This window comes from Kitasatospora sp. NPDC087315 (assembly GCF_044744345.1).
GTDB lineage: Bacteria > Actinomycetota > Actinomycetes > Streptomycetales > Streptomycetaceae > Kitasatospora.
Genome location: NZ_JBIUYD010000025.1, coordinates 3,405 through 11,398, shown reverse-complemented (window position 1 = coordinate 11,398; position 7,994 = coordinate 3,405). Strand labels below are relative to the sequence as shown.

Here is a 7,994-nt window from a genome sequence, read left to right as displayed (position 1 = left end):
CGCCCACCGACACCCGGCGACCGGAAAGGACCGAACCATGGCGGAGCAGGAGGAAATCCGCACCTACCTCAAACGCGCCGTCGCCGAGATCGAACGGCTCCGCGAGCGTCTGAGCGCCGCCGAGGCGGGCCGCGACGACCCGGTGGCCGTCATCGGTTTCGGCTGTCGACTCCCCGGCGGGGTCGCCTCACCGGCCGACCTCTGGCAGCTGGTCGTCGACGGCCGCGACGCCGTCACCCCGTTCCCCGACAACCGGGGCTGGCCTCTCGACACGCTGTTCTCCCCCGACCCGGACCACTCCGGCACCTCCTCCACCGGGCACGGCGGCTTCCTCTCCCGCCCGCAGGACTTCGACGGAAGCTTCTTCGGCATCACCCCGCGCGAGGCCCTCGCCATGGACCCACAGCAGCGCATCCTGCTCGAAGTGGCCTGGGAGTCCCTCGAACACGCCCGCATCGACCCGGCCTCACTGCGCGGCAGCAACACCGGCGTCTACGCCGGGGTGTCCTGGCAGGACTACGGGGAGGGCTCCTGGAGCGACAGCCGCGTCGAAGGACACCTCGTCACCGGAAGCGCCGTCAGCGTCGTCTCCGGCCGGATCGCCTACCTGCTCGGGCTGGAGGGCCCCACCCTCTCCGTCGACACCGCCTGCTCCTCCTCGCTGGTCGCCATCCACCTCGCCCGCCAGGCCCTGTGCGAGGGCGAGTGCTCCCTCGCCCTCGCCGGCGGCGTCACCGTGATGGCCACCCCGCGCCCCTTCATCGGCTTCTCCCGCCAGCGCGGCCTGGCCGCCGACGGCCGCTGCAAGGCGTTCTCCGACGCCGCCGACGGCATGGGCATGGCCGAGGGCGCGGGCCTGCTGGTCCTGGAGCGGCTCTCCGACGCCCGGCGCCACGGCCACCCCGTGCTCGCCCTGCTCCGGGGCTCCGCCCTCAACCAGGACGGCGCCAGCAACGGCCTCACCGCCCCCAACGGACCGGCCCAACAGCGGGTCATCCGGCGGGCGTTGGCGGACGCCGGGCTGACCCCCGCAGAGGTCGACGTCCTGGAGGCGCACGGGACGGGAACCAAGCTGGGCGACCCGATCGAGGCACAGGCCGTCCTCGCCACCTACGGGCAGGGCCGCCCGCCCGACCGCCCGCTGCTGCTCGGCTCGCTCAAGTCCAACATCGGCCACGCCCAGGCCGCCGCCGGGGTCGCCTCCGTCATCAAGATGGTCCTGGCCATCCAGCGGCGGACCGTCCCCCGCACCCTGCACGCCGACCGGCCGAGCGCCTACATCGACTGGTCCGCCGGCGCCGTGGAACTCGTCACCGCCGCCAGGCCCTGGCCCGACAGCGGCCACCCCGCGCGGGCGGCGGTGTCCTCCTTCGGCATCAGCGGCACCAACGCCCACCTCATCGTCGAAGAGGCTCCCCCGGTCGAGACCCCGCCCGCCGGGGCCCCGGCCGCCCGGACGCACGACCACGACGGCCCCGTACCCTGGCTGATCTCCGCCAGGAACACCGCCGCCCTGCACGCCCAGGGCGCACGCCTGGCCGACTACGCCGAGGCCCACCCGGGGCTGCGGCCCGCGGACGCCGCCACCGACCTCGCCACCACCCGCGCCCTGCTGCGGCACCGGGCGACCGTCGTCGCCGCGGACCGCACCCAGCTCCTCGGCGCCCTGCGCGCACTCGCCGAGGGCCACCCGCACCGGCGCCTGGTGATCGGCACGGCCGGCCGCAAACCCGGCGGCACGGTCTTCGTCTTCCCCGGCCAGGGCGCCCAGTCCTCCACCGGGGGGCGGCAGTTGTTCCACAGCTCGGCCGCGTTCCGGGAGCAGTTCGAGGCCTGCGACCGGGCCCTGCGCCCGCACATCGGGTGGAACCTGAGCGACCTGTTCGGCACCGACCCGCCCACGGTGGACCTCGCGCAACCCGACATCGTCCAGCCACTGCTGTTCGCCACCATGGTCGCGCTGGCGGCACTCTGGCGCGGCCACGGCGTCGAGCCGGACCTCGTGATCGGGCACTCCCAGGGCGAGATCGCCGCCGCGTACACCGCCGGCGCCCTCACCCTCGACGACGCGGCCGCGCTGGTCGCCCTGCGCAGCCGGGCGCTCGGCCGGATCGCGGGCACCGGCGGCATGGTGACGCTCCCGCTGTCCCTCGACCGGACCGAGGCCCTGCTCGCGTCGTGGCGCTCCGCGCTGTCCGTCGCCGCGGTCAACAGCCCCGCCTCGGTGGTCGTCGCGGGCCCCGACGACGACCTGGAGCAACTCCTCGACCGCTGCCGGACCGAACGGATCGGCGCCCAGCGCCTCCTCGTCACCGTCGCCGCGCACACCTCGGCCATCGAGGCCGTCCGGCCCGAACTGCTGGCCTCCGCGGCCGGCCTGCACCCCCGCAAGGGCACCGTCCCCCTGCACTCGACCATCACCGCCGAGCCGATCGACCACCAACTCCTGGACGCCGCCTACTGGTACGCCAACATGCGCGAACCGGTCCGGTTCGACGAGAGCATCCGCGCCCTGCTGACCGCGGGCTACCGCTACTTCGTCGACCTCGGCCCCCAGCCCATCCTCGTCCCGGCCGTCACCGAGACCTACCACGCCTACCGCGCCGCCCACTCCACGACGGGGCGCGGCGATCCGGTCACCGTCACCGGCACGCTGCGCCGCGACAGCGACGAACCCGCCGAGTTCCTGCTGGCCCTGGCCACCCTCTGGGCGGCCGGTGCCCCGGTCGACTGGACCCCGGCGCTCCCCGGCGGCTCCGTCCTCCCGGCGGACCTCCCCACCTACCCGTTCCAGCACCACGCCTACTGGCTGACCCCCGGAGCCCCCCGCCACCTGAACGCAACCGTGCCACCGCCCCCGACCGCATAGAAGGCAGACCATGAACCAGGAATCCGCCGCCACGTCCGCGCCCATGCAACTGGACCTGATGATCTCCCTGGTGAAGACACACGCCTCCGCCATCTCCGACCTCCCGGTCGACCAGATCGACAGCCACCAGCTCTTCCCGGAACTCGGCTTCGACTCCCTGATGACGGTCCGGCTGGTCAACAGCCTCGAACAGACCACCGGGCTCACCCTCGAACTCGGCGTGGTCAGCGAGAACCCCACCCCGGCCGACCTCGCCGCCTTCCTCTGCGCGGCCCTCGCCCGGCGCGAGCAGCCCGAGCCGGCCGCCCCGCCACCGCAGGCCGACGGCATCGGCGAGCTCTTCCGGCAGACCGTCGACGCGGGCCGAGCGGTCGAGGCGCTCGACTTCCTGGCCGCCGCCGCCCGGCTGCGCCCCCGGTACACCGGCGCCGACGACGCGGGACCTCCGCCACCCCCGGCCCGCCTCTCCCGCGGCACCGAGAGCAAGAAGATCATCTGCCTGGACTCGCTGGGCCCGTTCCTCGGCAACTTCACCTACGGGCGCTTCGCCAAACGCTTCCTCGGCACGCACGACCTCTACGCGCTCCGCTACCCCGGCTACGCGGGGCCGGACCCGGTACCCGAGTCGCCCGCCGCCCTGGGCAAGGCCATGGCCCCCGCGGTGGAGCGCTGCGCCGACGGCGCCCCGTTCGTGCTCGTCGGGTACTGCTCCGGCGGCTGGGCCTCCCTGCTGGTGGCCGCCGAGCTCGAATCCCGCGGCGCCGGGCCGGAGGCGATCGTGCTGATCGACACCCCCGTCCCCGAGGACCTCTCCGACGAGGTCTTCAACGGCGGGACGAAGTCCCTGCTGGCCTCCTGGCCGGACGTCGTCTCGCTGGAGACCCCGGCACTCACGGCCTTCGGCTGGCACTACAGCATGCTCCGGGGCCAACCGCTCCCCGCGGTCACCACCCCCGTCTTCTCCATCCGGGCCACCGAGCCCCTCCCGTACACCGACGGCGTCCGGCTGAACAACCGCTGGCCCGACAGCCTGAAGAGCGCCGACGTGGCGGCCGACCACTACTCGATCATGGTCGCCCACGCGGCCGACGCCGCGGACCTCACCGCCCAGTGGATCTGACCCCCGCCCCCTCCCAGGAGGAGCCCCGATGACCGGCACCGACATCTTCGGACGGCTGATGGACGCCGTCAACGACAAGGACATCGATGGCGCGGCCAACTGCTACAGCGAAGACGTGCACTACGCGGAGCCCGGGATCAACTGCAACCTCCACGGCCGCGACCAGGTCCACCGGCTGTACACGTCCTGGCTCACCAACGCCGATCTCAAGGCCAGACTTGACGACGCCTTCACCGCCGGGGACCGGGGCGCGTTCGTGTTCACCATGACCGCCACCGTCGTCAAGGAAATCGCCGGCCTGTGGCCTGCCGACAGCGTCGGCCGGACATTCTCGGTACCGGTCGCGGTCATCGCCAGGCTGGACTCCGACGGCCTCATGTCAGAGGCCGTCTACCACTGGGACACCATGACCATGCTCTCCCAACTCGGACAGATTCCCGGCTGATCCGCCACGGACGGCGCGATCCGGAGTCGCACCTGCTCCGGGCCGCACCGCCGAGCACCACCCCCACAGGGCCCCGCCGAATGCCGGCGGGGCCCTGCCGCACGTTCGGACGCCTCCGGCATCCGGCCGGCCCCGGGCCGACGAAGCGTCAGTCGGCCGACGGGGTGGGCCCGGTACCGCCATTCGGCAAACCCTCCGACCGGTCCGGTGCGGCAAGCACGGCAAGCACGGCAAGCAGCCCCACCCCAGCGCCGTTGATATGAATTTCTGCGCCCGAATAGGTGGCCCGACCCCACCGGTGCGATAGCACAGCAGGCCGAGAAGCCCATAGCTAATGCGCTGTGCTTCTTTCCGCCCTGACAGCCGACTGGTACGGCCGGGGTGGATGCGGCTTGAGATCGGCGTTTCGCGCGCTACGGGAAGGCACCCGGCCCAGAGCACTCCTGGGGGCCGCCAACGGTCGGCGCGAAGGCGGCCTTCATAGAAATCCACGCGGGTTGCGCTGCCCTTGCCGGCCGCCCCCGCGTTCATGACGAGTTGAGGAGAACCTCGATGAGAGTCGGCAAGGTGCGAGGGTCGTCAAGAGCCTCGGCGAACGGCGTCACCGCCGTGGCCGAGCGTCTGGCGGGCCTGGTCAGAACCACGACCACCACATTCCGGGGCCTCGCGGCGCTGGTGACGACCGTGGCCATGGCGGCGGCACTCGTCGTCGTCTTCCCGACGACCGTGCCGGCCGCGGTCCGTGCGCCGTCCCTGGCACTGGTGAAGACGTCCGCGCAGTCGTCCTTCAGCGCGGCCGGCCAGACGATCGACTACTCGTTCCTGGTGACGAACAACGGCACCGATCCCCTGTTCAGTGTCGCGGTCACGGAGACGGCGTTCTCCGGAACGGGTACTCCCCCATCGATCTCCTGTCCGTCCACCAGCCTGGCACCCGGCGCCTCGATGACCTGCACGGCGTCGTACACCACGACCCAGGCGGACGTCGACGCCGGCAGCATCACCAACACCGCCACCGCGACCGGGCAGCCGAGCGCCGGCCTCCCGGCCACCTCTCCGCCGTCCACCGTCACCGTGCCCGCCGCGCAGAGCGCCGCCCTCTCCGTGGTGAAGTCGGCCACGCCGTCGAACGTCAGCGCCGCCGGCCAGACCATCGACTACTCGTTCGTCGTCACCAACACCGGCAACGTCGACCTGACGAACGTGGGCGTCACCGACACGGCGTTCTCCGGCACCGGCACCCCGCCGTCGATCTCCTGCCCCTCCACCTCGCTCGCGGTGGGGGCGTCGATGACCTGCACCGCCGGCTACACCGTCACCCAGGCCGACATCGACTCCGGCGCCATCAACAACACCGCCACCGCCACCGGCACCCCACCCACCGGCCCACCGGTCACCTCGCCACCCTCCACCGCGACCGTGGTCACCACGCAGAGCCCCGCACTCACCCTGACCAAGACCGGCAGCGTGAACGGCGGAGGCGGCGGCGGAAACAACGGCGGTGGCAACAACGGAGGCGGCAACAACGGAGGCGGCAGCAGCGGCGGCAACTCCCGCCCGGCGCTGAAGACGAACCGCGCAGCCGGCGACACCATCGACTACTCCTTCGTAGTCACCAACACCGGCAACGTGGACCTGACCAACGTGAACGTCACCGAGACGGCGTTCTCCGGCACCGGCACCCCGCCGTCGATCTCCTGCCCCTCCACCACCCTCGCCGTCGGCGCGTCCATGACCTGCACCGCGACCTACACCGTCACCCAGGCGGATGTCGACGCGGGCTCCGTCACCAACACCGCCACCGCAACCGGCACCCCACCCACCGGCAGCCCGGTCACCAGCCCACCCTCCACCGCCACCGTCCCCCTCACCCAAACCCCCGCCCTCACCCTGACCAAGACCGGCAGCGTGAGCGACGGCGGAGGCAGCAGCGGCGGCAACTCCCGCCCGGCGCTGAAGACGAACCGCGCAGCCGGTGACACCATCGACTACTCGTTCGTCGTCACCAACACCGGCGACGTCGACCTGACGAACGTGAGCGTCACCGAGACGGCGTTCTCCGGGACGGGTACTCCCCCCTCGGTCTCCTGCCCCTCCACCACCCTCGCGGTCGGCGCCTCGATGACCTGCACCGCGACGTACACCGTCACCCAGGCGGACGTGGACGCTGGCTCCGTCACCAACACCGCCACCGCAACCGGCACCCCACCCACCGGCAGCCCCGTCACCTCCCCGCCCTCCACCGCCACCGTCCCCCTCACCCAAACCCCCGCCCTCACCCTGACCAAGACCGGCAGCGTGAGCGACGGCGGAGGCAGCAGCGGCGGCAACTCCCGCCCGGCGCTGAAGACGAACCGCGCAGCCGGTGACACCATCGACTACTCGTTCGTCGTCACCAACACCGGCGACGTCGACCTCACCAACGTGAACGTCACCGAGACGGCATTCTCCGGCACCGGCACCCCACCCTCGGTCTCCTGCCCGGCCACCACCCTCGCGGTCGGCGCCTCGATGACCTGCACCGCGACCTACACCGTCACCCAGGCGGACGTGGACGCGGGCTCCGTCACCAACACCGCCACCGCAACCGGCACCCCGCCCACCGGCAGCCCGGTCACCTCCCCGCCCTCCACCGCGACGGTTCCCCTCACCCAAACCCCCGCCCTGACCGTGACCAAGTCGGCCACGCCGTCGACCGTCACCGCCGCCGGCCAGACCATCAACTACAGCTTCGTGGTCACCAACACCGGCGACGTCGACCTCACCAACGTGAGCGTCACCGACACCGCGTTCTCCGGCACCAACACCCCGCCGTCGATCTCCTGCCCCTCCACCACCCTGGCACCCAACGCCTCGGTCACCTGCACCGCGACCTACACCGTCACCCAGGCCGACATCGACTCCGGCTCGATCACCAACACCGCCACCGCCACCGGCACACCCCCCAGCGGCACCCCCGTCACCAGCCCGCCCTCCAGCGCCACCGTGACCGCCACCCAGAACCCCGCACTCACCCTGACCAAGACCGGCAGCGTGAACGGCGGAGGCGGCGGCGGAAACAACGGCGGTGGCAACAACGGAGGCGGCAACAACGGCGGCGGCAACAACGGAGGCGGCAGCAGCGGCGGCAACTCCCGCCCGGCGCTGAAGACGAACCGCGCAGCCGGCGACACCATCGACTACTCCTTCGTGGTCACCAACACCGGCAACGTCGACCTCACCAACGTCACCGTCACCGAGACGGCGTTCTCCGGCACCGGCACCCCACCCTCGATCTCCTGCCCCTCCACCACCCTCGCCGTCGGCGCCTCGATGACCTGCACCGCGACCTACACCGTCACCCAGGCCGACGTGGACGCGGGCTCCGTCACCAACACCGCCACCGCAACCGGCACCCCACCCACCGGCAGCCCGGTCACCAGCCCGCCCTCCACCGCGACGGTTCCCCTGGCCCAGACCTCCACCCTGACCGTGACCAAGTCGGCCACGCCGTCGACCGTCACCGCCGCCGGCCAGACCATCAACTACAGCTTCGTGGTCACCAACACCGGCGACGTCGA

At 72.2% G+C, this 7,994-nt stretch carries 4 protein-coding genes; all 4 read left to right on the top strand.

What is annotated here, in order from left to right:
- Window positions 1-37: 37 nt before the first annotated feature.
- Window positions 38-2,869, top strand: coding sequence for a type I polyketide synthase (locus ACIO5D_RS30190; protein ID WP_400799061.1), 2,832 nt, complete (start codon window positions 38-40; stop codon window positions 2,867-2,869).
- 10 nt (window positions 2,870-2,879) lie between these two features.
- Window positions 2,880-3,989, top strand: a complete 1,110-nt coding sequence (locus ACIO5D_RS30185; protein ID WP_400799058.1) for an alpha/beta fold hydrolase — start codon at window positions 2,880-2,882, stop codon at window positions 3,987-3,989.
- A gap of 28 nt (window positions 3,990-4,017) precedes the next feature.
- Window positions 4,018-4,434, top strand: a complete 417-nt coding sequence (locus ACIO5D_RS30180) for a nuclear transport factor 2 family protein (RefSeq protein ID WP_400799056.1) — start codon at window positions 4,018-4,020, stop codon at window positions 4,432-4,434.
- A 552-nt stretch (window positions 4,435-4,986) separates the two neighbouring features.
- Window positions 4,987-7,994: beta strand repeat-containing protein (locus ACIO5D_RS30175; protein WP_400799054.1), on the top strand; the 3,008-nt coding region annotated here is incomplete at its 3' end.

Bases quoted from the DNA above. Each gene is read 5' to 3' on its own strand.
- ACIO5D_RS30190 (WP_400799061.1), top strand. From the start codon at position 38: ATGGCGGAGCAGGAGGAAATCCGCACCTACCTCAAACGCGCCGTCGCC.
- ACIO5D_RS30185 (WP_400799058.1), top strand. From the start codon at position 2,880: ATGAACCAGGAATCCGCCGCCACGTCCGCGCCCATGCAACTGGACCTG.
- ACIO5D_RS30180 (WP_400799056.1), top strand. From the start codon at position 4,018: ATGACCGGCACCGACATCTTCGGACGGCTGATGGACGCCGTCAACGAC.